26 protein-coding genes are annotated in these 25,699 nt (G+C 72.2%); 19 read left to right on the forward strand and 7 right to left on the reverse strand.

All coding sequences use genetic code 11. From position 1 onward, the window contains the following. Positions 1-44 precede the first annotated feature (44 nt). From lysS to BJ971_RS00285, 4 genes are all read left to right on the forward strand, one after another. Positions 45-1,550, forward strand: a complete 1,506-nt coding sequence (gene lysS / locus BJ971_RS00270; RefSeq protein WP_184988205.1) for a lysine--tRNA ligase — start codon at positions 45-47, stop codon at positions 1,548-1,550. A 129-nt stretch (positions 1,551-1,679) separates the two neighbouring features. Beyond that, positions 1,680-2,033, forward strand: coding sequence for a histone-like nucleoid-structuring protein Lsr2 (locus tag BJ971_RS00275; RefSeq protein WP_184988208.1), 354 nt, complete (start codon positions 1,680-1,682; stop codon positions 2,031-2,033). A gap of 355 nt (positions 2,034-2,388) precedes the next feature. Further along, complete coding sequence (locus BJ971_RS00280) at positions 2,389-4,911, forward strand: ATP-dependent Clp protease ATP-binding subunit (RefSeq protein ID WP_184988211.1); 2,523 nt, start codon at positions 2,389-2,391, stop codon at positions 4,909-4,911. Between the two features lie 97 nt (positions 4,912-5,008). Then, positions 5,009-5,602, forward strand: coding sequence for a DUF4291 domain-containing protein (locus tag BJ971_RS00285; protein WP_184988214.1), 594 nt, complete (start codon positions 5,009-5,011; stop codon positions 5,600-5,602). A 21-nt stretch (positions 5,603-5,623) separates the two neighbouring features. Here the strand turns inward: BJ971_RS00285 and BJ971_RS00290 are convergent, their stop codons facing one another. Beyond that, positions 5,624-6,526: an iron-sulfur binding domain-containing protein gene (locus BJ971_RS00290; RefSeq protein WP_184988217.1), complete on the reverse strand. Its 903-nt coding sequence runs from the start codon at positions 6,524-6,526 to the stop codon at positions 5,624-5,626. A 25-nt stretch (positions 6,527-6,551) separates the two neighbouring features. On the opposite strand from BJ971_RS00290, the gene BJ971_RS00295 reads away from it, so the two are divergent. From BJ971_RS00295 to BJ971_RS00305, 3 genes are all read left to right on the forward strand, one after another. Then, positions 6,552-7,055, forward strand: a complete 504-nt coding sequence (locus tag BJ971_RS00295) for a glycine cleavage system transcriptional repressor (protein WP_184988220.1) — start codon at positions 6,552-6,554, stop codon at positions 7,053-7,055. Beyond that, positions 7,052-7,603, forward strand: a complete 552-nt coding sequence (locus tag BJ971_RS00300) for a peptide deformylase (RefSeq protein WP_184988222.1) — start codon at positions 7,052-7,054, stop codon at positions 7,601-7,603. Before BJ971_RS00295 ends, BJ971_RS00300 begins: the two co-directional genes overlap by 4 nt. A gap of 138 nt (positions 7,604-7,741) precedes the next feature. Next, positions 7,742-8,431: an adhesin gene (locus BJ971_RS00305; RefSeq protein WP_307837391.1), complete on the forward strand. Its 690-nt coding sequence runs from the start codon at positions 7,742-7,744 to the stop codon at positions 8,429-8,431. Between the two features lie 39 nt (positions 8,432-8,470). On the opposite strand, the gene disA is transcribed toward BJ971_RS00305, so the two are convergent. The 4 genes from disA to BJ971_RS00325 form a co-directional block, all read right to left on the reverse strand. After that, a complete protein-coding gene (disA, locus tag BJ971_RS00310) occupies positions 8,471-9,658 on the reverse strand; it encodes a DNA integrity scanning diadenylate cyclase DisA (RefSeq protein ID WP_184988228.1) in 1,188 nt (395 codons plus the stop codon). 100 nt (positions 9,659-9,758) lie between these two features. Continuing rightward, positions 9,759-11,180: a DNA repair protein RadA gene (gene radA, locus BJ971_RS00315; protein ID WP_184988231.1), complete on the reverse strand. Its 1,422-nt coding sequence runs from the start codon at positions 11,178-11,180 to the stop codon at positions 9,759-9,761. A gap of 36 nt (positions 11,181-11,216) precedes the next feature. Next, on the reverse strand, positions 11,217-11,927 hold the full coding sequence (locus tag BJ971_RS00320; RefSeq protein WP_184988234.1) for a hypothetical protein: 711 nt from the start codon (positions 11,925-11,927) through the stop codon (positions 11,217-11,219). Positions 11,928-12,017: 90 nt separating this feature from the next. Then, entirely contained in the window at positions 12,018-12,854 is an 837-nt protein-coding gene (locus BJ971_RS00325; RefSeq protein WP_184988237.1) for a UbiA family prenyltransferase, read from the reverse strand. Between the two features lie 46 nt (positions 12,855-12,900). On the opposite strand from BJ971_RS00325, the gene BJ971_RS00330 reads away from it, so the two are divergent. The 4 genes from BJ971_RS00330 to BJ971_RS00345 are packed head-to-tail and all read left to right on the forward strand — an operon-like array spanning position 12,901 to position 16,347. Next, positions 12,901-13,629 carry a methyltransferase domain-containing protein gene (locus BJ971_RS00330; RefSeq protein WP_184988240.1) on the forward strand — a complete coding sequence of 243 codons (729 nt, stop codon included), beginning with the start codon at positions 12,901-12,903 and terminating at the stop codon, positions 13,627-13,629. Beyond that, on the forward strand, positions 13,626-14,783 hold the full coding sequence (locus BJ971_RS00335) for an acyl-CoA dehydrogenase family protein (protein ID WP_184988243.1): 1,158 nt from the start codon (positions 13,626-13,628) through the stop codon (positions 14,781-14,783). The genes BJ971_RS00330 and BJ971_RS00335 overlap by 4 nt, the downstream gene beginning before the upstream one ends. A 43-nt stretch (positions 14,784-14,826) precedes the next feature. Next, positions 14,827-15,885: a type III polyketide synthase gene (locus tag BJ971_RS00340; RefSeq protein WP_184998536.1), complete on the forward strand. Its 1,059-nt coding sequence runs from the start codon at positions 14,827-14,829 to the stop codon at positions 15,883-15,885. A 27-nt stretch (positions 15,886-15,912) separates the two neighbouring features. After that, the gene (locus tag BJ971_RS00345; protein WP_184988246.1) at positions 15,913-16,347 is read left to right on the forward strand and encodes a DUF6023 family protein; all 435 of its coding nucleotides are present in this window, start codon (positions 15,913-15,915) and stop codon (positions 16,345-16,347) included. A 28-nt stretch (positions 16,348-16,375) separates the two neighbouring features. Here BJ971_RS00345 and BJ971_RS00350 read toward each other — a convergent pair whose 3' ends face one another. Next, the gene (locus BJ971_RS00350) at positions 16,376-17,149 is read right to left on the reverse strand and encodes a hypothetical protein (RefSeq protein WP_184988249.1); all 774 of its coding nucleotides are present in this window, start codon (positions 17,147-17,149) and stop codon (positions 16,376-16,378) included. 332 nt (positions 17,150-17,481) lie between these two features. On the opposite strand from BJ971_RS00350, the gene BJ971_RS00355 reads away from it, so the two are divergent. Genes BJ971_RS00355 through BJ971_RS00370 form a run of 4 tightly spaced genes read left to right on the forward strand, consistent with a single transcriptional unit; the run spans position 17,482 to position 20,389 of the window. After that, positions 17,482-17,967 (forward strand): CarD family transcriptional regulator, encoded by a 486-nt coding sequence (locus BJ971_RS00355; protein WP_184988251.1) that lies wholly within the window; start codon positions 17,482-17,484, stop codon positions 17,965-17,967. Between the two features lie 60 nt (positions 17,968-18,027). Continuing rightward, positions 18,028-18,747, forward strand: coding sequence for a 2-C-methyl-D-erythritol 4-phosphate cytidylyltransferase (ispD, locus tag BJ971_RS00360; protein ID WP_184988254.1), 720 nt, complete (start codon positions 18,028-18,030; stop codon positions 18,745-18,747). A 13-nt stretch (positions 18,748-18,760) separates the two neighbouring features. Beyond that, a complete protein-coding gene (gene ispF, locus BJ971_RS00365; protein WP_184998537.1) occupies positions 18,761-19,258 on the forward strand; it encodes a 2-C-methyl-D-erythritol 2,4-cyclodiphosphate synthase in 498 nt (165 codons plus the stop codon). A 45-nt stretch (positions 19,259-19,303) separates the two neighbouring features. Next, on the forward strand, positions 19,304-20,389 hold the full coding sequence (locus BJ971_RS00370; protein WP_184988257.1) for a tetratricopeptide repeat protein: 1,086 nt from the start codon (positions 19,304-19,306) through the stop codon (positions 20,387-20,389). Between the two features lie 10 nt (positions 20,390-20,399). On the opposite strand, the gene BJ971_RS00375 is transcribed toward BJ971_RS00370, so the two are convergent. Beyond that, a complete protein-coding gene (locus BJ971_RS00375) occupies positions 20,400-21,584 on the reverse strand; it encodes an ROK family protein (protein WP_184988259.1) in 1,185 nt (394 codons plus the stop codon). A gap of 302 nt (positions 21,585-21,886) precedes the next feature. Here BJ971_RS00375 and BJ971_RS00380 point away from each other — a divergent pair, with 302 nt between their 5' ends. From BJ971_RS00380 to BJ971_RS00395, 4 genes are all read left to right on the forward strand, one after another. Next, a complete protein-coding gene (locus BJ971_RS00380) occupies positions 21,887-23,116 on the forward strand; it encodes a chitosanase (protein ID WP_184988262.1) in 1,230 nt (409 codons plus the stop codon). Positions 23,117-23,234: 118 nt separating this feature from the next. Then, positions 23,235-24,080, forward strand: coding sequence for a hypothetical protein (locus tag BJ971_RS00385; RefSeq protein WP_184988265.1), 846 nt, complete (start codon positions 23,235-23,237; stop codon positions 24,078-24,080). After that, entirely contained in the window at positions 24,077-25,201 is a 1,125-nt protein-coding gene (locus tag BJ971_RS00390) for a fumarylacetoacetate hydrolase family protein (RefSeq protein WP_184988268.1), read from the forward strand. The genes BJ971_RS00385 and BJ971_RS00390 overlap by 4 nt, the downstream gene beginning before the upstream one ends. 39 nt (positions 25,202-25,240) lie before the next feature. After that, the gene (locus BJ971_RS00395) at positions 25,241-25,699 is read left to right on the forward strand and encodes an SRPBCC family protein (RefSeq protein WP_184988271.1); all 459 of its coding nucleotides are present in this window, start codon (positions 25,241-25,243) and stop codon (positions 25,697-25,699) included.

Raw genomic sequence — 25,699 nt, forward strand, 5'->3', positions numbered from 1 at the left:
CTTTCCGGAACCCTGAGATGTCGTCTTCCACAGAGAGTCGTGCCGTGACCGAGCAGAATCCCGCAGTTGACCCCGCCGAGGACCTTCCCGAACAGATGCGGGTCCGCCGGTCGAAGCGGGACCGGCTGCTGGCCGAGGGCGTCGAGCCGTACCCGGTCGGTTTCGACCGCACCGCGACGCTCGCCGAGGTCCGCGCCCGGTACGCGGAGCTCGAGACCGACACGGCCTCGGGGGACAAGGTCGGCATCACCGGTCGGGTGATCTTCGTGCGCAACGGCGGGAAGCTTTGCTTCGCCACGCTGCGCGACGGTGACGGCACCGAGCTACAGGCCATGCTCTCCCTGGACAAGATCGGCGCCGAGGGCCTCGAGCAGTGGAAGCGCGTGGTCGACCTGGGTGACCTGGTCGGTATCGCCGGCGAGGTGATCACCAGCCGCCGCGGTGAGCTGTCGGTTCTCGCCGATTCCTGGACCATGACGGCCAAGGCGCTGCGCCCGCTTCCGGTGGCGCACAAGCCGCTGGGCGAGGAGACCCGGGTCCGGCAGCGTTATGTCGATCTGATTGTCCGCCCGCAGGCCCGGGAGATCGTCCGGGCCCGGGCGACTACGGTACGCAGCCTGCGCGAGTCGCTCTTCGGGCGCAATTATCTCGAAGTGGAAACGCCGATGTTGCAGTTGCTGCACGGCGGCGCGACGGCCCGCCCGTTTGTGACGCACAGCAACGCACTCGATATAGATCTCTATCTGCGTATCGCCCCGGAACTATTTTTGAAGCGTGCCGTCGTCGGCGGCATCGAACGCGTCTTCGAGATCAACCGTAACTTCCGCAATGAGGGCATGGATTCCACGCACTCGCCGGAGTTCGCGATGCTCGAGGCGTACCAGGCGTATGCCGACTACAACGTGATGCAGCAGCAGACGCGCGAGTGGATTCAGGAGGCCGCCGAAGCGACCGCCGGATCACACATCGTCACCCACTTCGACGGCACCGAGTTGGATCTCGGCGGCGAGTGGGCAACGGTCACCCTGTTCGGTTCCCTCTCCGCCGCGCTCGGCGAAGAAGTGACCGTGCAGACCGATCTGGCGCAGCTCCAGCGGTACGCGGAAAAGCACGACCTCGCGGTCGACCCGAAGTGGGGGCCGGGCAAGCTCGCCGAGGAGCTCTTCGAGCACCTCGTCCAGCCGACGCTCCAGGCGCCGACGTTCGTGCGGGACTATCCCGAGGAGACGACGCCGCTGACCCGGGCGCACCGCGAGACGCCGGGGTGTACGGAGAAGTGGGACCTCTACGTCATGGGCTTCGAGCTGGCGACCGCCTACTCGGAGCTGACCGACCCGGTGGTGCAGCGTGAGCGGCTGACGGCACAGTCGCTGCTCGCCGCCGGTGGCGACCCGGAGGCCATGCGGCTCGACGAGGATTTCCTGCGCGCGATGGAGTACGGAATGCCGCCCGCCGGCGGGATGGGAATGGGAATCGACCGGCTGCTGATGGCGCTGACCGGCCTGGGCATTCGCGAAACGATCCTGTTCCCGTTGGTGCGCCCGGAGTAGCCGCGGGCACACGATTTGCGTCGCGTCCACGTCAATCGACTACCCGCCATTGACGGAACACGCGGCACGCGCGTTATTGTTCACGTGATTGCGTGGATAGAGAACCTGTGTTCGAGAGGATAACGGCGCGTGGCCAAGCAGATCATTCACAAGCTGGTCGATGACCTCGATGGCGGTGACGCCGAGGAGACGGTCAAGTTCGCCCTCGACGGCATTCAGTACGAGATCGACCTGTCCGACAAGAACGCGGCGAAATTGCGGGAAGTCTTCGCCCCGTACGTGGGCGCGGGTTCGAAGGCCGCGCGCGGTGGTGTCGTCGTCGGCGGGCGCGCTGCCCGCGGCCGCGGCGGTGCGACCGCCGACCGGGAGCAGAACAAGGCGATCCGGGAGTGGGCGAAGAAGGCGGGCAAGGACATCTCCGACCGGGGGCGCATCCCGCAGGAGATCGTGGACGAGTTCCACGTGAAGGGTCCCGGCCGCTGAGCCGATCCGACCAAGGCAGGGTCCGTGGCGCGTTCCGCGCCGCGGACCCTGCTGCTTTTCGCTCGCTCCCCGCCGATTCTGCGTAAGTTATCCACAGGGCAGACAGTGTTGTCCACAGGCTGTGGATGGAGCCGGCGAGGCGCTCGATTTCGCTGTGCGCGTACTCCCCAAGGGTGGGGAACAGCCGTTGAGCGTGCGAAGTTGGGGAGAACATCGGCGCAGGGCGGCCCGACAGGGCTCGAGGGCCCGGCAGAGTCTCCCGACGGCGATAGAGTAGGAGAGCACGGGAATCACCGATACCCGTGCGCTGGCCCCGCCAGTTCATTGGCGCACGGCACGTGAGGAGCACGAGGGCATGTTCGAGCGGTTCACCGACCGAGCGCGACGGGTTGTCGTCCTGGCCCAAGAAGAGGCCCGGATGCTCAACCACAACTACATCGGGACAGAGCACATCCTGCTCGGCCTGATCCACGAGGGCGAAGGCGTCGCCGCGAAGGCTCTCGAGAGCCTCGGCATCTCCCTCGAGGGGGTCCGGCAGCAGGTCGAAGAGATCATCGGCCAGGGCCAGCAGGCGCCGAGCGGGCACATCCCGTTCACGCCGCGGGCCAAGAAGGTGCTGGAGCTCTCGCTGCGCGAGGCCCTCCAGCTCGGCCACAACTACATCGGCACGGAGCACATCCTGCTCGGGCTGATCCGGGAGGGCGAGGGCGTCGCCGCCCAGGTGCTGGTCAAGCTCGGCGCCGACCTCAACCGGGTCCGCCAGCAGGTCATCCAGCTGCTCTCGGGCTACCAGGGCAAGGAGCCGGCCGCCGCCGGCGCCGCCGCGGGCGAGGCCGCCCCGTCGACCAGCCTGGTGCTCGACCAGTTCGGACGCAACCTGACCCAGGCCGCCCGCGAGGGCAAGCTCGACCCGGTCATCGGCCGGGAGAAGGAAATCGAGCGGGTCATGCAGGTGCTCTCCCGCCGCACCAAGAACAACCCGGTGCTGATCGGCGAGCCCGGCGTCGGCAAGACGGCCGTCGTCGAGGGCCTGTCGCAGTCCATCGTCAAGGGCGAGGTGCCCGAGACGCTCAAGGACAAGCAGCTCTACACGCTCGACCTCGGCGCGCTGGTCGCCGGGTCCCGCTACCGCGGTGACTTCGAGGAGCGCCTCAAGAAGGTGCTCAAGGAGATCCGCACGCGTGGCGACATCATCCTGTTCATCGACGAGATCCACACCCTGGTGGGTGCGGGTGCCGCCGAGGGCGCCATCGACGCCGCCTCGATCCTCAAGCCCATGCTGGCGCGCGGTGAGCTACAGACCATCGGCGCGACCACCCTGGACGAGTACCGCAAGCACCTCGAGAAGGACGCCGCGCTCGAGCGCCGCTTCCAGCCCATCCAGGTGGGCGAGCCGTCGCTGGCGCACACCATCGAGATCCTCAAGGGCCTGCGCGACCGCTACGAGGCGCACCACCGGATCAGCATCACCGACGCCGCCCTGGTGGCCGCGGCGACGCTGGCCGATCGCTACATCTCGGACCGCTTCCTGCCGGACAAGGCGATCGACCTGATCGACGAGGCCGGCGCCCGGATGCGCATCCGCCGGATGACCGCGCCGCCGGACCTGCGCGACTTCGACGAGCGCATCGCACAGGTCCGCCGCGACAAGGAGTCCGCGATCGACGCGCAGGACTTCGAGCGGGCCGCGCAGCTGCGCGACAAGGAGAAGCAGCTCCTTGGGCAGAAGGCGCAGCGGGAGAAGGAGTGGAAGGCCGGCGACCTGGATGTGGTGTCCGAGGTCGACGACGAGCAGATCGCCGAGGTCCTGGGCAACTGGACCGGCATCCCGGTCTACAAGCTGACCGAGGAGGAGACGTCCCGCCTGCTGCGCATGGAGGACGAGCTCCACAAGCGGGTCATCGGCCAGGAGGACGCCGTCAAGGCGGTCTCGAAGGCGATCCGGCGCACCCGCGCCGGCCTGAAGGACCCGAAGCGCCCCTCGGGCTCGTTCATCTTCGCCGGCCCGTCCGGCGTCGGTAAGACCGAGCTCTCCAAGGCGCTCGCCGAGTTCCTCTTCGGCTCCGAGGACGCGCTGATCCAGCTCGACATGTCCGAGTTCCACGACCGCTACACGGTGTCCCGGCTCGTCGGTGCACCTCCCGGCTACGTGGGCTACGACGAGGGCGGCCAGCTGACCGAGAAGGTCCGCCGCAAGCCGTTCTCCGTCGTCCTCTTCGACGAGATCGAGAAGGCGCACCCGGACGTGTTCAACACGCTCCTCCAGATCCTGGAGGACGGCCGCCTCACCGACGGTCAGGGCCGCATCGTGGACTTCAAGAACACGGTGATCATCCTGACCACCAACCTCGGCACGCGCGACGTGGCCAAGGCGGTGTCGCTGGGCTTCCAGGCCTCCGAGGACGTGGAGAGCAACTACGACCGGATGAAGGTCAAGGTCAACGACGAGCTGAAGCAGCACTTCCGCCCGGAGTTCCTCAACCGCATCGACGACACGATCGTCTTCCACCAGTTGCGCCAGGACGAGATCCTGCACATCGTGGACATCTTCACCGCCCGGATCGAGACCCAGCTCAAGAACAAGGACATGGGCCTCGAGCTGACCGACAACGCCAAGAAGTACCTGGCGAAGAAGGGCTTCGACCCGGTCCTCGGCGCCCGGCCGCTGCGCCGGACGATCCAGCGCGACCTGGAGGACACCCTCTCCGAGCAGATCCTCTTCAACGAGCTGCGCCCCGGCCAGATCGTGGTGGTGGACTGCGAGGGCGACCCGCAGAACATCGAGCAGTCCAAGCTGACCTTCACCGGCGCCGACCGTGGCGCCGTGGTCCCCGACGCGGTGCCCGCCGACCTCGGCGCGGCCACGTCGGAGGAGTAGGCAGCACCGACTGACGAACGGCCCGGCGCTTCGGCGCCGGGCCGTTTCGCGCGTAAATGGCTCGCTCCGGTACGCGGGCCTGGTCGATCATTCCCGCATGGCAGTACCCCACCGGGAGATCCGAGCGGTCTACACCGACGAGACGATCACCGTCTACCAGGCCTACCGGCCGGACATCGCCGAGCCCGCGGTGCGCGCGGGCCGCTTCGTGCCGCCGTTCAAGCGCGAGCGGATGACGTGGATCAAGCCGTCGTTCCTGTGGATGATGTACCGCTGCGGCTGGGGCACGAAGCCCGGCCAGGAGCGGGTGCTCGCCGTGGAGATCACCCGCGCCGGGTTCGAGTGGGCACTCGCCCACGCGTGCCTCAGCTCCTACGGCGACGGCGACGCGGAGAACCGTGCCGAGTGGTCACTGCGGCTGCGGCACAGCCCGGTACGGGTGCAGTGGGACCCGGAACGGTCGATCCAGCTGGGTGCGCTGCCGCACCGGTCGCTCCAGCTGGGCCTGGGCGGCGAGGCGGCCACCCGCTACGCGGACGAGTGGACGGTCGCCATCCGCGACGTCACCGAACTCGCGCACCGGGTCCGATCCACCCGCGACCCGGGGCTGCTCCCGCCGGAGCGCCCATACCCCCTCACGCCGGACCTCGTGGCGACGATCGCCGCGTCGGCCACTCCACCTGTCCGGTAGCGCGGGTTACCGCGACGCGGCTCAGGTCAGCGGTGGGAAGCGGGGCGGGTGGTCGCCGGCCAGTACGAAGCGGTCCGCGTCGGAGTCGAGTGGTTCGACCAGGCCGTCCGCGACCAGGCCGGCAAGGGCGCGCGCCCGCTGCGTCTCGTCGAGCCAGACCGCGTCCAGTCGCTGGCGCGGCACCGGGCCGGTGGCGTGCCGCAGCACCTCCAGCAGGAGGCCCCGGACCTGACGGTCGGTGCCCGCGTACCGCTGCGGCCTGCGGGTCGGGCCCGCCGGGGCCGGCGCCCCGCTCAGGCGCCACGCGCAGACGGCCTCGAACGGGCACCTGTCACAGAGCGGGGAGCGTGCCGTGCAGACGATCGCGCCGAGCTCCATGAACGCGATGCTCGCCCGGGCCGCCCGGGCCGGATCGAGGGGCAGCAGCTCGGCCATCGCGGCCAGGTCCGCCGTTGTCGTGGCCGGGCCCGCGTCCGGGTCGCCCGCGACCGCCCGGGACACCACCCGGCGCACGTTGGTGTCCACGACCGGGTGACGCTGCCCGTACGCGAAGGTCGCCACCGCCCGGGCGGTGTACGTGCCGACACCGGGCAGCGCCAGCAGTTGATCGAGATCGTCCGGCACCCGCCCGCCGTGCCGCTCCACGAGCGCCACCGCGCAGGCGTGCAGCCGCATCGCCCGGCGCGGGTAGCCGAGCCGCCCCCACATCCGGATCGCCTCGGACGGGGGATCCTCGGCCAGCGCGGCCGGGGTCGGCCAGCGTCGCATCCAGGCGTGCCAGGCCGGCGTCACCCGCACGACCGGGGTCTGCTGGAGCATCACCTCGCTGACCAGCACCGCCCAGGCGCCGGTGCCGGGGACCCGCCAGGGCAGGTCGCGGGCGTTTTTGTCGTACCACTGAATGACCGAGTCGGCGAGCGTCATAGCCCGCCCAGCTTAAGATGCCGGGGTGAACGAGCTTGCCATCACCGTCATCGGTACCGACCGGACCGGCATCATCGCGGAGGTGTCCGAGGCCCTCGCCGGCGTCGGTGCGAACCTGTCCGACTCCACGATGACCCGGCTGCGTGGTCATTTCGCCATGACCCTGATCTGCACCGGGCCCGCCGCCGGGGACGTCGAGAAGGCCCTGGCGCCGCTCGGCGACCTGATCTCCACCGTCCGGGTGGTCGAGCAGGAGGCGGACGCGGAGGTCGCCGGCGAGCCGTACCTGGTGAGTGTCCACGGCGCCGACCGCCTCGGCATCGTCGCGGCCGTCACCCGGGTCGTCGCCGCGTCCGGCGGCAACATCACCGATCTCACCACCCGGCTCACCGGCCCGCTCTACGTGCTGATCGCCGAGGTCGACCTGCCGCCGGGCGTCGCCGACGGCCTCGCCGCGCGCCTCGCCGTGGCGGCGGACGAACTGGGCGTCGAGGTGACGCTGCGCCGCGCCGAGTCGGACCTGCTGTGAGCGACGTACTGGCCGACTGGAAGCCCGACCTCCTGGGCGTCGACGGCAAGGTGCTGCCCGTGGTGACCGCGCCGGCGGGCGTGCTGAGCGGCGTCGGCGCCGAGGTCGACCCGCAGGATCCCGAGGTCGTGCAGCTCGCCGCGGATCTGGTGGCCACCATGCGGGTCTCGCCGGGCTGCGTCGGCCTCGCCGCGCCGCAGGTCGGCGTCGGCGTCCAGGTCTTCGCCGTCGACGTGACCCAGCACCCGAAGACGGCGACCTCGCACGGCACGTTCGTGCTGTGCAACGCGCGGGTCGTGGAGGCCAGCCGATGGCGGCTGGGCCGGGAGGGCTGCATGTCCGTGCCGGACCTGACCGGCGACGTGAAACGCGCCGGCCGCGTCGTGGTGGAGGCGGTCCTGCCGGGCACGGGCGAGGCCGTCCTGCTGACCACCGACGCGTTCGAGGCGCGGGCCCTGCAACACGAGATCGATCACTGTGCCGGAAAACTCTTCCTCGACCGGGTCGCCGGCGCGCACGCCGTGTACCAGCGCAAGGTCTATCTCTAACGATCTGTAGGCGAGTCGGTGTCGCGGGACCGGCGCGTCGCGGCGCCGTGAAGGGCGCCTGGGCGTACGGTGCAACCCATCATGCGTGCGACGGTTGGTCCCCTTCCTGCCGCCGTGTACTGGCGGCGTCGTGCTGTGGTGCTCGGTGCACTGCTGCTCGGCGTCATCGTGTTGTTCGTTTCCTGCTCCGGCGGGGACGATGACAACAGGCGCGGCACGGGCTCGGCGTCATCCAAGGCGCCGTCCCCGGCTCCCGCGGCATCGACGCCGGACGAGGAGCCTTCCTTCACCGACCCGGGCCCGGGCGCGGGTAACCCGTCCCTGCCGGACCCGGGTGAGCTGACCGCCACCGGCGCGGGCACCGCACCCTCGGCCGGCACCGGCACCGGTTCCGACACCGGTGACGACACGAACGTCAACGCGGCCGCGAGCGGCGCCTGCACGGACGCGGAGATGTCCGTGATCCCGGTGCCGGAGGCGGCGACGGTGCGCCGCGGCGTGCCGCTGGCGATCCGTCTGAAGATCAAGAACATCTCGGCCCGTACCTGCTCCCGGGACGTCGGCGCCGACCTCCAGGAGCTCTACATCGAGTTCGGTGCGAAGAAGATCTGGTCGTCGGACACTTGCAGCACGGTCAAGGGCTCCGAGGTCCGGCCGTTCTCGCCGAACGACGAGCGCACCTACAACGTGACCTGGAACGGCCGGCAGTCGAACAGGTGCTCGGCCGGCCTGGCCGCCGGCACCGCGCCGCCCGCGGGCCAGTACGAGGTGCGCGGGCGCCTGGGTGCGAAGGTCAGCACCGGCGTCGCACTCGATATCACGGCCTGACCCGCACTGTCTGAACGGCCGGCGCCCCGGCGCCGGCCGTCAGACGTAGCGTTCGAGGATCGAGGCCTCGGCGAGGCGGGAGAGGCCCTCGCGGACGCCGCGTGCCCGGGCGTCGCCGACCCCCTCCACCGCTTGCAGGTCCTCCACCGTCGCGCCGAGCAGGCGCTGAAGGCTGCCGAAGTGGTCGACCAGCCGCTCGACGATCTGGGCCGGGAGCCGGGGCACCTTGGCCAGCAGCCGGAAGCCACGCGGGCTCACCGCGGCGTCGAGCGCGTCGGAGGCGCCCGGGTAGCCGATCGCCTTGGCCACCGCGACCAGGTCGATCATCTCGGTGGCGGTCAGCAGGTCGAGCTCGACAAGCGCCTCGTCCAGCGTGCGGGCCTTGCGGCCGGTCGGCAGGTAGTCGCGGATGACCAGGGTGCGGTCGGAGTCGACGCCCGCCATCAGCTCGTCGAGTTGCAGGGCGAGCAGCCGGCCGTCCGTGCCCAGCTCGACCACGTAGCCGGAGATCTCGTCGGCGATCCGGCGCACCATCTCGAGGCGCTGCACGACCGCCACCGCGTCGCGGACCGTTACCAGGTCCTCGATCTCGAGCGCCGACAGCGTGCCCGAGACCTCGTCAAGGCGCAGCTTGTAGCGCTCGAGGGTGGCCAGGGCCTGGTTGGCGCGGGAGAGGATGGCCGCCGAGTCGTCAAGGACGTGGCGCTGGCCGTTCACGTAGAGGCCGATGATGTGCATCGACTGGCTTACCGAGATCACCGGGAAGCCGGACTGCTTGGCGACGCGCTCGGCCGTGCGGTGCCGGGTGCCCGACTCCTCGGAGTGGATCCCCGGGTCGGGCATCAGGTGCACGGCGGCGCGGACGATGCGGGTGCCGTCGCTGGAGAGCACGACCGCGCCGTCCATCTTGCACAGCTCGCGCAGGCGGGTCGCGGAGAACTCGACGTCGAGCGGGAAGCCGCCGGTGCAGATCGTCTCCACCGTCGCGTCGTAGCCGAGCACGATGAGCGCGCCCGTGCGGCCGCGGAGGATGCGTTCGAGGCCGTCGCGCAGCGCGGTGCCCGGCGCCATCAGCGCGAGGTTGGCGCGCAACGGATCGCCGCTGACTCCACCGCCGGTGAGGCCCGGCGCCGTCGAGTTCATCGGACGGGCTGCCGAACCGTTGACGCCGGCGGCAGCAGCGCCGCTGGTGTAGCGGTGGGATGAGGCCTCGCGGTCGAGCGGCACCTGTACATTCTACGAACTGCCATCCAGGTCAACGAGTCGCGGTTCGGTCGATGCTCCATAGCGTTATCTGGCGTCACTGCACGTAATCGTAAGGCGAGCATCATTCGGCTGATGCCCGGGCCGCCCACTGCACCGCGGTTTGCAGGTCGCCGACCTCGACGACGCGCATGCCCTTGGGCGGGCTGTCCCCCTCGGCGGGGCCGCAGCCGGGCGGGACGAGCGCGAAGCGGAACCCGAGCCGGGCCGCCTCGGCCAGCCGCCGCCCCACCGCGCCGACCCGGCGCACCTCACCGGTGAGCCCGACCTCGCCGATCGCCACCAGGTGCGGCGCCATCGCCAGATTGAGCGCGCCGGACGCGACCGCGAGCGCCATCGCCAGGTCGGCCGCGGGCTCGGTGACCCGGATGCCGCCGACGGTCGCCGCGAAGACCTCCCGGTCGTGCAGCTTGATCTTTTCCATCCGGCGCTGGAGCACGGCCAGCACCATGGCCAGCCGGGCGCTGTCGAGGCCCGACACCGTGCGCCGGGGTGAGCCCTGCACCTGGGCGCCGATCAGCGCCTGCACCTCGGTCACCATGGCACGCCGGCCCTCCATCGCCACCGTGACGCAGGTGCCGGGCACCGGCTCGTTGTAGCGGGTCAGGAACAGCCCGGACGGGTCGGCGAGGCTGACGATGCCGCTCTCGTGCATCTCGAAGCACCCGACCTCGTCGGCCGGGCCGTAGCGGTTCTTCACGCCGCGGACCAGGCGCAGCGACGAGTGCTTGTCGCCCTCGAAGTGCAGCACCACGTCGACCAGGTGCTCGAGGACCCGGGGACCGGCGACCGAGCCGTCCTTGGTGACGTGCCCCACCAGGACGGTCGCGACGCCGCGCTCCTTGGCGATGCTGACCAGCGCGGCCGTCACGGCGCGGACCTGGGTCACGCCGCCGGGCACCCCCTCGGTGCCGGGCGCGGAGATGGTCTGCACCGAGTCGATGATGAGCAGGCCGGGCTTGACCGCGTCGAGGTGGCCGAGCACCGCGCCGAGGTCACTCTCGGAGGCCAGGTAGAGGTTGTCGTGCAGCGCGCCGAGCCGCTCGGCGCGCAGCCGGACCTGGCTGACCGACTCCTCGCCGCTGACCACGAGCGACGGCGTGCTCGTGCCGGCCGCCCACTGCTGGGCGACGTCGAGCAGCAGCGTCGACTTGCCGACCCCGGGCTCGCCCGCCAGCAGCACCACGGCGCCCGGCACCAGCCCGCCGCCGAGGACCCGGTCGAGCTCGCTGACGCCGCTGGGCACCGCCTTGGCGGGTGCGGCGCTGATCGTCGCGATGGGACGGGCCGGCTCGGACGGCAGCCGGGAGCTGACGACGCGCCCGGCGACCACCGGACCGGTCATCGTGGACTCGATGACCGAGCCCCACTCGTTGCACTCCGGGCAGCGGCCGAGCCACTTGGGAGGCTGGTGGCCGCAGGCATCGCACTGATAGGCCGGTCGCGGCTCAGAGCGGGCGCGGGACGGGGTGCGGGAAGTCGTCACGCGGTCACGCTAGCCGGGCGGTACGACAAACCGGGACTACTCCTCGGAGTTCTCGTGCGGTTCGAGGCCCGGGCCGCGCGAGGCCGGGGTCAGCGGGATGCCGACCGGGGCCTCCAGGACGAGCGGGTCGGCGCCGTTGCTGAACTCGAAGACCAGGTTCAGCGCCTGGCCCGGTGCCAGCTTGCCGGTGAGGCCGATGGCCTGTAGCTGCACGATGTCACCCGGCAGGAACGTGACCGCGCCCAGCGGCGCGACCTCGATCCGCGCCGGCCGGAAGACCGGGCCGGCGGGTCGCGGCGCCGCGGACGGCGACGCGCTCGCGCTGGGGTCGGCGCTGGGTTCCTGAGTCGGCGCGGCCGGCGAGGGCTTCGCCGAACCGGCGGGTCCGCCGGTCAGGCCGACGGAGCGCGCGGAGACGATCGCGGCGCTTCCCTCGGTCTCGGCGGCGCCGGAGGGCGCCGGGCGGCTGCTCACCAGCACCGTGATCGTCTGCCTGGTCTGGTTGAAGAGGCCCAGCTCCAGCGGCGCGTTCTCGCCGGCCGCGTAGCCCGTCGTTCCGGGGTACTGCACCGCGAGGTTGCGGATGAGGATGGTGCCGTTGGAGTTTGTCGCGTTGACACCCATGTTCGAGGGCCTCTTGTTCGCGGTCTCGGCAACCTGGCCGGCGCTGCAACCGGCGAGCGCGACGGCGGCCACCGCGGCGACACCCGTGGCGAGGGCGGCGCGGCGGGATCCCAGCGAGCGCATCACAGTCCTCCAAGAAACGCGGCAATCTCAGGTAAGGCTCCGCGATCAGCCTAGAGGGCGTAGATCCGGCGCGTACGCCGACCCGTCCATTCACAGCACCCGGCCGCTGAAGACGAGCAGGACCACGTCGAGCAGGGCGACGACGATCACCGAACGGAACATCGCCACCTGCCGCGCGCCCCTGCGCTGGGCGCGCCGGCCCGCGTACCAGCCGAGGGGCAGGACCACGGCGGCGGCCGCGGCGGCCGCGACGCCCGCCCACGACGGCGGCCCGGGCGGCCCGAGCACCAGGGTGAGGGTCGCCGCCAGCAGCAGGCAACCGGCCGCGACCTGTGAGCCGGTCGCGCCGATGCGGTGCGGCAGGCCGACGACGCCGGTCGCGGCGTCGTCGTCGAGGTCCGGCAGCACGTTGGCGAAGTGCGCGCCGCCGCCGAGCAGCGCGCCCGCGGCGACCAGCCAGGCCGGCGGCCAGGGGTGGCCGGGCAGCGCGATCACGACGAACGCGGGCATCAGGCCGAACGCGACAAGGTAGGGCAGCACCGACAGCGGCGTCGACTTCAACGGCCAGTCGTAGAGCAGCGCGAACACCCCGACCAGGGTGATGCAGGCCGTCGCGGCGGGACCGAACGGCAGACCCAGCAGGGGAACGGCGAGGGAGGCGATCAGGCCCGCGATTCCCACGGTACGGCGGGAGACGGCGCCCGAGGCCACGGGCTTGTCGGTGCGCCCGGCCACCCGGTCCCGATCGGCGTCCAGCCAGTCGTTGACCCAGCCGACGGAGAGCTGGGTCGCGCCGATCGCGGCGGCGACGCCGAGCACGCTCCAGCCCCGGTGCCCGACGCCGACGGCGAGCAGGGTCATGGCCAGCGTGACGGCGCCGCCCGGTTCGGGGTGGGAGGCCTTGAGCAGAGCGACCGGTCCGGACATGAAAGCAGTGTGGTGGTTCTGACCCGCGCATGCCACGCTCGACCTCATGCGTCTGCTGCCACGCAACGACCCCCGTCAGTACGACGACCTCGCGGGCGAGTGGTGGCGTCCCGGCGGCACCTTCGAGCTCCTGCACTGGCTGGCGGCGGCGCGCGGCGCCCTGGTGCCCCCGGCCGGCCGCGCCGGCGCGGTCCTGGTCGACGCGGGCTGCGGCGGCGGCCTGCTGGCACCGCACGTCCAGCGGCTCGGCTACCGGCACGTCGGCGTCGACCTGCGCCGCTCGGGGCTGGAGCAGTCGGCGGACCGGGGGGTGATCCCGGTGACCGGCGACGTGACGGCCCTGCCGCTGGCGGACGGCGCGGCCGACGTGGTGGTCGCCGGCGAGATCTTGGAGCACGTCACCGACCTGTCCGGCGCCGTGGCCGAGCTGTGCCGGGTGCTGCGCCCGGGCGGGCTGCTGGTGCTCGACACGGTGAACGACACCGCGGTGAGCCGGTTCGTCACGGTGACCCTCGGCGAACACTTCGGCGCGGCGCCGGTCGGCATCCACGATCCCGACCTGTTCGTCGACCCGGGCGAGCTGACCACCGAGTGCGCGAAGCACGGCGTCCGGCTGCGGGTCCGCGGCCTGCGCCCGAGCACGGCCGGGCTGTTCCGGTGGCTGTTCCTGCCGGCCGGTACCCGGCGCCGGCCGCTGGGCCGGATGATCCCGTCCCGGTCCACCGCGGTGGTCTATCAGGGCATGGGCCGTAAACAGGATGAGGAGCTCAGGTGACCGTAGCGGAGGCACGACGGCTCGCGGAGAGGTTCGCGGTGCGGGCGGCCGATCATGATCGGGACGGCTCGTTCCCGGCGGACGACTTCGCCGACCTACGCGGCTCCGGCCTGTTCGGACTGATGGTCCCGGAGCGCCTGGGCGGCGCCGGCGCGGGCTTCGCGGACTACGCGGCGATCGCGTACGAGCTGGCCCGCGGCAACGGCGCGACCGCCCTGATCTTCAACATGCACGCGTCGGTCACCGGCGCGCTCAGCGGCGTCACCGACGAGCTGGGCGACGCGCTGGGCCTGCCGCCGGAGGCGCTCGAGGCCCGCGACCGCTATCTGCGGGCGGCCGCCGAGGGCAGCTGGTACGCGGTGGCGATGAGCGAGCGCGGCGCCGGCTCCCGGCTGTCGCAGCTGACCACCACGTACGAGCGGACGGCCGAGGGCTTCCACATCAAGGGCGCCAAGACGTTCTGCTCGGGCGCGGGCCACGCGGACGCGTACCTGGTGGCGGCCCGCAGCGCCGCCGACCCGGCGCAGGTGTCGCAGTTCCTGGTCGCCGCGGGCGACGGGCTGACGGTCGAGCCGACGTGGGACGCGCTCGGCATGCGCGCGACCGGCTCGCACGACGTGCACGTCGATGTCACAGTGCCGGAGACCGCGCTGCTCGGCGGCGTGGAGGGGCTGGCGGTGGTGATCGCCCAGCTCGCTCCGCAGTGGATGGTGGCCAGCTACGCGGCCGTGTACGTCGGCGTCGCCCGTGCGGCGATCGACGCGGCGGTCGCGCACGTCAACGCGCGCAACCTGGGCCATCTCCCGGCCGTGCGGGCCCGGATCGGCCGGGCGGACGCGGCGGTCGCGGCGGCGCACCTGACGGTGATGGAGGCGGCCCGGCGCGTCGACGAGAATCCCGGCGACACGGCGACGAACCGCTGGGTGTGGCGGGCCAAGCTGGTCGCGGGCACCACCGCCGCCGAGGTCGCCGCGTCGATGCTGGAGGCCGCCGGCACGTCGGCGATGCGGCGCGGGCATCCGCTGGAGCGCATCTACCGCGACGCCCGGGCCGGCTCCCTGCAACCCGCGACGTCCGACGTGTGCGCGGACTGGCTCGGCGTCGAGGCGCTCGGAGGTGATCCGGACTCGCAAGGATCGGCCCCGCGGTGGTGATCCGCGGCGTGCGTAGCGGCACCGGGAGGCACAAGTGAAGAGAATCCGTCCGGCGACGATCGCCGGGCTAGGCACGGCGCTGCCACCGTCGGCGACGCAGAGCGAGTTGTGGGAGAGCTTCTTCTCCGAGCGCTACACGGGCGGCCGCCGGAGGCTGGCCGAGCGGATCTTCGCCAACTCCGGCGTGCGGACCCGGCAGGCCGCGGTCAGCCCGCTGCTGGAGGACATCTCCGGCTGGTCGACCGAGCGCCGGATGCGCCGCTATCAGGTCGAGGCCATGCCGCTGGCCAAGGAGGCGGTCGGCCGGGCGCTCACCGAGGCCGGGATCGCCGCCGACGAGCTGGGCCTGTTCGTGGTCTGCTCCTGCACCGGCTACGCGACACCGGGCATCGACATCCTGCTGGCCCGGGACATGGGCATGTCGGCGTCGCTCCAGCGCCTGTTCGTCGGGCACATGGGCTGCTACGCCGCGCTGCCCGGCCTGGGCACGGCCGCCGACTTCGTCGCCGGTCGCGGCCGCCCGGCGCTGCTGCTCTGCGCCGAGCTGACCAGCCTGCATCTCCAGCCGAGCGATCCGCGGGCGGACATTCAGCAGATCGTCTCCCACGCGCTCTTCTCGGACGCCGCGGCCGCCGTCGTGCTCATTCCGGCAACGACCCCCGGCGGGTACGCGGTGAGCGACGTCATCGCGCTCACCGACACCACCACGGCCGGGTACATGACCTGGGACGTCACGGACCTCGGCTTCCGCATGGGCCTCTCGCCGCAGGTGCCTGAGGTGTTGTCGGCGCACGTCCGGGCCATGGTCGACGACCTGCTCGCCCGCAACGGCCTGGCGATCGGCGACGTCGACGGCTGGGCCGTGCACCCCGGTGGCCCGAAGATCCTCGACGTGGTCCAGGAGCAGCTCGGGCTGCCGGCCGAGGCGCTGGCCGCCTCCCGTGAGGTGCTGGCCACCCGCGGCAACTGCTCGTCGCCGACCGTGCTGCTGGTGCTGGACGAGCTCCGGCGCCGCCCGGCGCCGCCGGACCGCGTGGTGATGCTGGCGTTCGGGCCCGGGCTGACGCTGTATGGCGTCCTGCTGGAGACGCCTAGTGTTTAAGGCGTGACGGGGGATCGGGCCAGGAGCGTGACCATTTACGGTCTCGCCGGGGCCATGCTGTTCGCCGGGGTCCTGTGGTTCGTCCGGGCCGCGCCGCAGACGGGCGAGGATCCGGCGGTCACGGCGGGCCGCGCGACCGTCGAGCGGCTGCTGCCCGACCTGTCCCTCCAGTCGGAGGCGGAGACCATGGTGCTGGGCGCCGGCGTGCGCACCGAGCGCAGCACGTCGGTCAGCGGCGGCTCGTACGCGCTGGCGATGCTCTGCGTCGGCGACGGGCAGATCCGGGTCCGGCTCAGCACGCAGGGCGTCGACTCGGGCCGGGCGGTGCGGTGCGGCCAGGCCGAGCCGCAGCCTGTCGAGCTGACGGTGGGGCTGGCGGACGAGTTCTTCATGGCGGTCTCGGCCGAGACGGCCGGGCCGGCGGTCTTCCGCTGGCGGGTCGTCCGCACCCGCGCCTACTGACCGGACGCCCGGCGGCCGTCGCGCGGCGTCAGAGCCGGGCCAGGTCCGGCCGGAGGTCCTCGATCGAGACGGTCCGGGGCACCTTGCGGACGATCTCTCCGCCCCGGTTGACGAGCAGCGCCGCCGCGGTGCCGTCGGGCGGGCCGAACTCGAATCCGGCCCGGAGCTCGCCGGTCGGGTCCCGGAGCGCGCGGACCGCCGTGCCCTGCGGCTGCGGGGTCGCCCCGGTGGGCGGCGCGCCGCCGGTCTGTCCCGGAGCGGCGCCGGAGACAACCGTCACAACGGCGATTTCGGGCTTAACCGCCGCGGCGGTGTCGGCGACCAGCCGGTCGCACTCGCAACCGTCGGTGAGCAGGACCACGGCCGGTAACTGCCCCCGGAGCGGGACGGTCCGCCCGTCCGCGCCGATCAGCTCGAGCGCGGGCAGCGTGTCGCCCCGGTCGTCGGTCGTGGTGGCGGTGCGCTGGGTCGCGGGCGAGCGGGCCGGACCGGGCCAGGCGGATGCGAAGAGGCTGGCCACGGTCACCAGGACCGCCATCGAGATGATCAGGACCGGGGCGCGGAGGCTGGCGGCGCCGGCGCGGCGCAGGGTGCGCATGCCCGGGCGCTCGGCGAACCGCTGCCAGCGGCTCTGCCGCTGGGACCGGCGCAGCTCGTCCCGGACGGCGGTGACCTCGTCAGACAGCTCGGAGAGGTCGTCCGGGATGACGATGACGCCCCACTCCTCGGGGAGGTCCGGCAGGCCGTCAGGGGAACCGCCGTCTGGCGGCCAGTTGCCACCGTTGTCGCTCAAACTGCCCACGATTCACCCTCCCCCCTGCCGACGAGTCTCGCGTGGCCGGGGACCTTCGTCCAGCCTCCCCCACCCGAGGGGCCGACCGCCAGTGGTGGGCGCTCCCGGTCCCAAGCGATAAGCTTGACCTCGCAAAGGCTTCAGGTCCGGAATTTCCGACTCGCTGGTTCGAGTCGTTACGCTGCGATCACCCTCGGTTACCGAGGCAGGTCTTCGCTCGCATGTCAAGCGGTAGAAAGACGGCTCACAGGCCCTCTGAGCTGCACTAACAGTCACGGCCGGGGTGGGACATCGCTGCCTGAGCGTGTTACCCTAGACACAGCGAAAGGGGTTTCGAACCTATGGTTTTCAGTGTCGGCGAGACCGTTGTTTACCCCCACCACGGGGCCGCACTCATCGAGGCAATCGAGACTAGAACTATCAAGGGCGTGGAGAAGCTTTACCTCGTCCTTCGGGTCGCCCAGGGCGACCTGACGGTCCGCGTGCCCGCTGAGAACGCCGAGATCGTCGGCGTGCGTGAAGTGGTCGGCGAGGAAGGCCTGGGCAAGGTCTTCGACGTCCTCCGCGCGCCGCACACCGAGGAGCCGACCAACTGGTCGCGGCGTTACAAGGCCAACCTTGAGAAGCTCGCCTCCGGCAACCCGCTCAAGGTAGCCGAGGTCGTCCGCGACCTCTGGCGTCGCGAGCGTGAGCGTGGTCTCTCGGCTGGGGAGAAGCGCATGCTCGCCAAGGCCCGCGACATCCTCGTCGGCGAGGTAGCCCTCGCCGAGAAGAGCACCAAGGACGAGGCGGAAGTTCTCCTCGACAAGGTTCTCACCGAGGCCTGACGTTCCCACCACCTCTGTGCACCACCCCCACCTGTGTTATCAGCCGAACAGGACCGCGACGTGACCGCGCAGCTTAATGCTCGCGGTGACGTCGCGGTCCTCGTTCCGGCCGCGGGCGCCGGCCTGCGCCTCGGCCCGGGCGGGCCGAAGGCGCTGCGCCTGCTGGCCGGCGAGCCCCTGCTCGTGCACGCCGTCCGCCGCGTCGCGGCGGCACCTTCCGTGCGCCTGATCATCGTCGCCGCGCCCGCCGCGGACGTCGAGGCGGTCCGCGCCCTGCTCGCCCCCGTCGCGCCGGTGACCGTCGTCGCCGGCGGCGCCGAGCGCCAGCACTCCGTCGCCGCGGCGCTGGCCGCCGTGCCCGAGGACGTCGGCGTCGTGCTCGTGCACGACGCCGCCCGCGCACTCACGCCGCCCGAGCTGGTGGAGTCCGTCGCCGCCGCCGTCCGCGGCGGGTGCGCGGCGGTGATCCCGGTCCTGCCCGTGGTGGACACCATCAAGGAGGTCGGATCCGCCGGCGCCGAGGGGCCGAGCGGGCCGGCCGAGGTGGTGCTCGGCACCGTCGACCGAGCCGTGCTGCGCAGCGTGCAGACGCCGCAGGGCTTCCGGCGCGACGTGCTCGCCGCGGCGCACGCCGCCGGGCTGGCCGCGCACACCGACGACGCCGGGATGGTGGAGAAGGCCGGCATCCCGGTCACCTGCGTGCCCGGGTCCGACCTGGCGATGAAGATCACCCGTCCGCTGGACCTGGTGATCGCCGAGGCGCTGCTGCACGTAGCCTGACGCGGTGAGCCCTCTGAGTCAGCGCGTCGGCATCGGCACGGACGTGCACGCCTTCGATCCCGACCGGGTGTGCTGGGTGGCCGGCCTCATGTGGCCCGGCGAGTCCGGGCTGTCCGGGCACTCCGACGCCGACGTGGCCGCGCACGCCGCCTGTGACGCGATGCTGAGCGCGGCCGGGCTCGGCGACCTCGGCAGCAACTTCGGCACCGACGAACCCGAGTGGGCCGGCGCCGCCGGGGTGACCCTGCTCGCCGAGACGGTACGGCGGCTGCGGGTCGGCGGCTTCGCGGTCGGCAACGTCTCGATCCAGGTCATCGGCAACCGTCCGAAGATCGGCATGCGCCGCGCGGAGGCGCAGCAGATCCTCTCCGAGGCGGTCGGCGCGCCCGTCACCGTCTCCGGCACGACCACCGACGGGCTGGGCCTTACCGGCCGGGGCGAGGGCCTCGCCGCCATCGCCACCGCGCTCGTCTACGAGATCGCCACCGACGCCGGGTCGCCGGGAGCCTGAGGCCCGCACACGCTGAACTCACGGCGGAGGCCCTACCCTCGATGGGTGTCCAGTGAGCCCACGTCCCAGTCCGAGCCGGAGACCACGCCCGAGGAGTACCGGCAGCGGGCCCTCCTGATGGCCGATCTCGGCCGCTACGACGAGGCGGTGGGCGAGATCGCGGCGGGCCTGTCGGCCGCGCCGGACGATCCCGCGCTGCTGAGCACCCTGGCCCGGGTGCACGTGATCGCGGAGCAGTCGGCCGACGCGCTGGCCGCCGCCGACCGGGCCGTCGCCGCCGCGCCCGGGACGGTCGGTCCGCTGGTGGTGCGGGCCATGGCGCTCGCCGACGACCGGAGGTTCGCCGAGGCGGCCCAGGTGGCGATCTCCATCCTGTCGACCTGGCCCGAGGACCCGTACGCGCAGCGGACCGGCGCGGCGCTGCTCAGCGAGTCGCGCAACGGCCAGGAGGCGCTCAACGCCGCCTGGAACGGGGTACGGCTGGCGCCGACCGACGCCGAGGCGCACCTGGTGCTGGCCGTGGTCGCCGCCCGGCTGCGGCTCTTCGCCCTGGCGCAGCGCGCCTACAGCGAGTCCCTCGACCTGGACTCCGTCATCGGCGACGCCCAGCGCGACGTCGGCATCGTCCGGCTCGAGCGGCGGCGCTGGGCGCTGGCCCTGGAGGGCATCGCCGACGCGGCGATGCCCGTGCCGGCGCCGGCGGATCCGTCGGCGCCCGCGCCCGACGTGAACCTTCCGCGCGGCCCGGTGCTGGACAGCTCGTCGGTCACGCTCGACGCCTTCCGCCAGGCCGTGCTGTACGGCAGCAACGGCGTGCTGGTCGCCGCGGTGCTCGCCGCCGTGATGACGCTGGCCAGCTCCGGGGTCGCCCGGATGTGGGCCGGAGTCATCGGCGTCGCGGTGCTGATTGCCGTCGGCTGGTGGCTGGCCCGGGCCCTGCCGGAGCCGATGGGCGCCGCGCTGCACCGCGTCTCCGGCACCTCGCGCCGGCTCGCCGTCGCCTGCTACGCGATGTTCCTCGCGCCGCTCGGGCTGCTGGGGTTCACGGTGTTCGGCGGGGTGGTGCCGCTGGTCATCGCGATGGTCCTGGCCGGCATCGCGGAACTCCTGGTGCTGACGCAGCGCACCTGAGCACCCGGTCTCAGGTCTGGTTGTCGCGGATCGAGGCGATGAGCGCCTCGCGGACGGCGGTGAGCCCGGCGTCCAGGGCGCCGAGCAGCACGGCGTCGTCGTCGATCGTGGTGACGGCGACGGTGCTCTCCAGCGGGGCGGCGCGGTGCAGCGCGCCGGTGACCGCGTCGAGCAGGGTCTGCCCGCCGGCCTGTGCGACGGGGCCCGCCAGGACGACGAGCGGCGGGTCGAGCACGGCGATCACGGCGGCCAGGCCGACCGCGATCCGGTCGGCCAGGTGCGCGATGAACTCCCCGGCACCCGGGTCGCCCGCGGCGGCGAGGACGACCTCGAGCGGGGTACGGCCGGCGACGCCGTGGTCCTGGCCGAGCGCGAGGATGGCCGCGCCGCCGACCAGGTCCTGGAGGTCGACCTTGCGGTGGGTGGAGTCGGGCGCGTACAGCGGCATGTAGCCGATCTCGCCCGCGCCGCCGCGCGCGCCGCGCAGCAGGGTGCCGCCGATGTCGATAGCCAGGCCGAGGCCCTCCTGGCTCAGCCAGAGCAGGGCGAAGCCGTCGGCCTCCCGGCCGACGCCGCGGCGGCGCTCGGCGACCGCGGCGAGGTTGACGTCGTTGTCGACGCCGACGTGGGTGCCGAGCGCCTCGGCGATCTCCGGCACCAGGCCGGCGCGGCCGAAGCCCGGCACGTCGACGTGGTGGATCGTCTCGGCGCCGCCGTCGTAGGAGCCGGCCACGCCGATCTGCACGTGGCTGACGCGCTCGGCGGGTACGCCGGCCGCCGCCCGCAGCTCGGCGACCACCTCGACCAGGGCGGTCTTGGGGTCGGTGCGCAGGAAGTCGATCCGCGACTCGATCCGGGCCCGCACGGCTCCGGTCAGGTCGCAGAGCGCCGCGACGACCGAGGGTGCCCCGCTCGCGCCGATGTCGCGTACGGACACCGCGGCGGCGTACGCTGCGTCCGGGTTCGCGGCATAGATCTCCGCGTTCGGCCCCGGCCGGCCGCTGTTGTGGCCGACGACGCTGACCAGCCCGGCGTCCGTGAGCCGGCGCAGCACCTCGGAGATGGTCGGGGTGGACAGCGCGGTGAGCGTGCGCAGGTCGGCGCGGGTGAGCATGCCGGGCTCGAGCAGGTGGGCCAGCGCCGCGCTCTCGTTCATGGCGCGCAGCAGCTTGGACGATCCCGCCAGTCTCGGCACGGAGCCCCTCCAGACGATAGGAAAGTCAGCTAACAATTAGCTGGACGGTAGAGCCGCTCCACTGTGCTGTCAATACCTGGTTGCGCTGCGTTCGCCCCTCGAGGTGCGCGGACCCCCCAATGCGGCCCCGACCGCCGGTCATATCGGTCGCCAAGCGTCGTTAAGCGATCAATCGACGGCTATTGATTAATCAACTTAACTGACCTAGCGTGACCACTCATCGCCGCGATGACGGATCCCCCAATGCCGGTCATCGATGGCTTCACCCTGCGCGCCACCGCCTCAACCCCTCGAGGAGCGCCATGACCATCCCCAAACCACCGCGTCGGAAGAGAACGATCGCCTACGCCCTCGGCGGCGTGCTGATCCCCGCCGCAGGCATCGCCTACGGGCTCCTGCCGGCCAGCGCCGCGGCCGCCGGGCCGATCCGGGGCCTCGCCGGCAAGTGCGTCGACGTCGCCGCCGCGAGCAGCGCGAACGGCACCGCCGTCCAGCTGTACGACTGCAACGGCACCAGCGCGCAGACGTGGACCGTCGGCAACGCCGACAGCTCGATCAGGGCGCTGGGCAAGTGCCTGGACGTCACCGCGGCCGGTACCGCGGACGGCACCAAGATTCAGCTGTACGACTGCAACGGTACGGCCGCGCAGCGGTGGACCGCGGCGGCGAACGGCACGCTCGTCAACGCCGGCTCCGGCAAGTGCCTTGACGTACCGAACAACAGCTCGGCCAACGGCAACCGGCTACAGATCTGGTCCTGCGGTACGGGCGCTAACCAGCGGTGGACGCTGCCCGGCGGCACGACGCCACCGACCACCGCCCCGCCGGGAAGCGGCGTGAACCTGGACGACCCGGCGAAGAAGGACGTGGCGATGCAGATCGTCTCGGCGGCCGAGAACTCCTCGCTCGACTGGCGCGCCCAGTTCTCCTACATCGAGGACATCGGCGACGGGCGCGGCTACACCGCCGGCATCATCGGCTTCTGCTCCGGCACCGGCGACATGCTGGAGCTGGTGCAGGCGTACACGGCGACCAAGCCGGGCAACGTGCTGGCCAGGTACCTGCCGGCGCTGCGCAACGTCAACGGCTCCTCGTCGCACGCGGGCCTCGACCCGGGCTTCACCGGCGACTGGCGCACCGCGGCGGCCGACCCGGTGTTCCGGGCCGCGCAGGAGTCCGAGCGCGACCGGGTCTACTTCAACCCGTCGGTGCGCGACGGCAAGGCCGACGGCGTGCGGGCGCTGGGTCAGTTCGCGTACTACGACGCCGCGGTCGTGCACGGCTACGAGGGCATGCGCTCGATCCGCAGCCGGGCGCTGGGCCGGGCCCGGCCCCCGGCGCAGGGCGGCAACGAGACGACGTGGCTCAACGCGTTCCTGGACGAGCGCGTCGTCGAGATGAAGAAGGAGGCGGCGCACGAGGACGTCACCCGCATCGACACCGCCCAGCGGGTGTTCCTGCGCAACGGCAACCTCGACCTGAACACCCCGCTCGACTTCTCGATCTACGGAGACCGGTACCACATCGGATGACGACCTGCTCCGGGGGAGGAAAGGTGGTGGCCGGACACGTTCCGGCCACCACCTCAAGAAAACTGACAATACGGACGGTGCTGTCCGGCTCACGAAACGTCCATTAGGTTCAGTATTCGTGTCCATGCTGGTGCCGCCGCTGTTCGCAGGACTCGTCGACGACGCGTCCCTGCTGCCACCCGGCGTCCCCGGGTTCCGCGAGGTCCTCGAGGCGCACGGAAAGCACCGCAATGCCTGGTACGCCGGGCTTATCGGCGCGCTGCTGGTGCCGTCCTCGGTGGTCGACCTCGATCTGTCCCCGGGCGGCCTCGCGGTCGGTGTCGTGAACGACGCCGCGCTCAGCGCCCTGCCCGCCGTGGTCGCCAAGCTGCGGTCCGCCGGTGCCGTCGTCGGCAGGGTCGAGGCGGCGGTCGCGCGCCGCGGCGAGGACCCGCAGCCCGGCCTCGGCGCGCTGGGCAGGCTCGCCGCCGCCGAGCCCGACCTCGACGTGTACGCGGAGATCCCGCTGAGCTGGGGCCTGCTGGCCGGCCTGGACACGGTGGCCGGGCAGCGCGCCGAGGGGCTGCGGATCGCGCCGAAGTTCCGGGTCGGCGGGCTCGCCGCCGAGCTGTTCCCGACCCCCGTCGAGCTCGCCGCGGTCATCTGCGCGTGCCGCGACCGCGACCTGCCGTTCAAGCTCGCCGCCGGGCTGCGGCACGCGCTGCGGCACACCGACCCCGAGACCGGCTTCACCCACCACGGATTCCTGAACGTGCTCGTCGCGTCCGCGGCGGCGGCCGACGGTGCCGAGGTGGCCGAGGTGGCCGAGGTGCTTGGCGCGACGCATCCGGTGCCGCTGATCGAGCCGACCCGGGTCCGCCGCGACGAGCCGCGGCCGCTGTGGGTCGGGTTCGGCGCGCCCAACGTGCTGGAGCCGCTGACGGAGCTGATCCGCCTCGGCCTGATCAACGGCGGCTACGAGTGACCCTCTTCGACCTGCGCAACCTCCCGTACGGCGTGTTCAGCGGCACCGACGGGGTGCGGCGGATCGGCGTCCGGCTCGGCGACGCCGTGCTCGACCTGTCCCGGGCCGAGTCGGCGGAGCTGATCCTGGCCGGCGGCGCGCTGCGCCAGCCCTCGCTCAACGTGCTGATGTCCCTGGGCCGTCCGCAGTGGACGGCCGTCCGGGCGCGGGTCGTCGAGCTGGCGCCGACGCTGCCGGCCGTGCCGCTGACGGAGGTGGAGCTGCACCTGCCGTTCGAGGTGGCCGACTACGCCGACTTCTACTCCTCCGAGCACCACGCCACCAACGTCAGCCGGATCCTGCGGCCGGACCGGCCCGGGCTACAGCCCAACTGGAGGCACCTGCCGGTCGGCTATCACGGCCGCGCCGGCACCGTCGTCGTCTCGGGCACCCCGATCGGCCGGCCGGCCGGGCAGCTCGGCCCCGGCGACTTCGGCCCGACCCGGCGGCTCGACGTCGAGGCCGAGGTCGGCTTCGTGGTCGGCCTGCCGGGCAGCCGGATCCGCACCACCGACTTCGCCGAGCACGTCTTCGGTGTGGTCCTGGTCAACGACTGGTCGGCGCGCGACATCCAGGCATTCGAGTACCTGCCGCTCGGGCCGTTCCTCGGCAAGTCGTTCGCCACGTCTGTGTCGCCGTGGGTGGTGCCGCTCGAGGCGCTCGCCGGCGCGTTCGTGCCGGCCGCGGCGCGGCATCCCGCGCCGGCCGGCTACCTGACGCCGCCCGGCGACGGGCTGAACCTGTCGCTGACGGTCGAGTGGAACGGCACCCCGGTCAGCTCGCCGCCGTTCGCCCAGATGTACTGGACCCCCGCGCAGCAGCTCGCGCACCTGACCGTCAACGGTGCGGGCGTGCGGACCGGGGATCTCTACGCCTCCGGTACGGTCTCCGGCCCGGCCCGCGGGGAGGCCGGCTCGTTCCTCGAGCTCACCTGGAACGGCTCCGAACCGGTCAAGCTCGACGACGGCTCGACCCGCGGCTTCCTGCTGGACGGCGACACCGTCACGATCAGCGCCACCGCGCCCGGCCCGGACGGCAGGCCACTCGGGCTCGGCGCGGTAAGCGGAACCGTCTGTCGCTGACCGGAAACTGCCCGTACCTTGTATCCGGGAGGTTACGCAATGTCGACGGTCGAGGTGACACGGTTGGTCGAGGCGCCGGTTGCCGCCGTGTGGCGGGTCTTCACCGATCTGCCCGGTCGTCGCGGCTGGCTGTCGACGGTGAGCGCCGTCGAGGTGCTCACCCCCGGCCCCTTCCGGGCGGGAACGGTGTGGCGTGAGACCCGCACGATGGCGGACGGCGGGGAGATCACCGAGGAGTTCCACGTCGAGGAGTGCGTCGTCCCCGAGCGCTTCGTCGTCGCCTCGCCGGGGATCGGCGCGGAATACCGGATGACGTACACGTTCGTCGCGATCACCGCGGGCCGGCATCGCGGCGGCACGATGGTCGCGGTCGTGCAGGACGGCACACCCACCGCGCCGGCGGGCCGGTTCCTCGCGCTGGTCTTCGGCGGGCTGGCCGCGCGCACGGTCGAGGGAGCGTTGCGGCGCGACCTGGACGACCTGGCCGCCGCCGCCTGA

The sequence above is a fragment of the Amorphoplanes digitatis genome, from assembly GCF_014205335.1.
GTDB classification, from domain to species: domain Bacteria; phylum Actinomycetota; class Actinomycetes; order Mycobacteriales; family Micromonosporaceae; genus Actinoplanes; species Actinoplanes digitatus.

Bases quoted from the DNA above. Each gene is read 5' to 3' on its own strand.
- BJ971_RS00280 (WP_184988211.1), top strand. From the start codon at position 2,389: ATGTTCGAGCGGTTCACCGACCGAGCGCGACGGGTTGTCGTCCTGGCC.
- BJ971_RS00285 (WP_184988214.1), top strand. From the start codon at position 5,009: ATGGCAGTACCCCACCGGGAGATCCGAGCGGTCTACACCGACGAGACG.
- BJ971_RS00290 (WP_184988217.1), bottom strand. From the start codon at position 6,526: ATGACGCTCGCCGACTCGGTCATTCAGTGGTACGACAAAAACGCCCGC.
- BJ971_RS00320 (WP_184988234.1), bottom strand. From the start codon at position 11,927: ATGCGCTCGCTGGGATCCCGCCGCGCCGCCCTCGCCACGGGTGTCGCC.
- BJ971_RS00325 (WP_184988237.1), bottom strand. From the start codon at position 12,854: ATGTCCGGACCGGTCGCTCTGCTCAAGGCCTCCCACCCCGAACCGGGC.
- BJ971_RS00330 (WP_184988240.1), top strand. From the start codon at position 12,901: ATGCGTCTGCTGCCACGCAACGACCCCCGTCAGTACGACGACCTCGCG.
- BJ971_RS00355 (WP_184988251.1), top strand. From the start codon at position 17,482: ATGGTTTTCAGTGTCGGCGAGACCGTTGTTTACCCCCACCACGGGGCC.
- BJ971_RS00380 (WP_184988262.1), top strand. From the start codon at position 21,887: ATGACCATCCCCAAACCACCGCGTCGGAAGAGAACGATCGCCTACGCC.
- BJ971_RS00395 (WP_184988271.1), top strand. From the start codon at position 25,241: ATGTCGACGGTCGAGGTGACACGGTTGGTCGAGGCGCCGGTTGCCGCC.